Genomic DNA, 240 nt, shown 5'->3' on the forward strand with positions numbered 1-240 from the left:
CCGTGTGCTCAGTGCCATCGTCACTCAAGACCACAAAGGTTTCGACCTTAGTTTCGCCTTCAGCCAGATATTGCACGTCGGCGTTATCGACGTTGTAAGTCCAGTTGCCCGCCGCATCGATAGTCAGACTGCCGAGTGCGCCATTGCTAGCAACGCCGTTGCCCGCTTGGAATACCGCCTGGCCGCTGTCGGCATCGGTAATGGTTAAGGTGCCGCTGTCAGTCAGAACTGGATCGGTGG

Annotated in this window: 1 protein-coding gene; it reads right to left on the bottom strand. The window is 57.1% G+C overall.

Annotation, left to right across the window (positions count from 1 at the left end; translation table 11 throughout):
• Positions 1–240: VCBS domain-containing protein (locus MO387_RS21375; RefSeq protein WP_242326527.1), on the bottom strand; the 240-nt coding region annotated here is incomplete at both ends.

Source organism: Shewanella sp. N2AIL (assembly GCF_022690845.1).
GTDB lineage: Bacteria > Pseudomonadota > Gammaproteobacteria > Enterobacterales > Shewanellaceae > Shewanella > Shewanella baltica.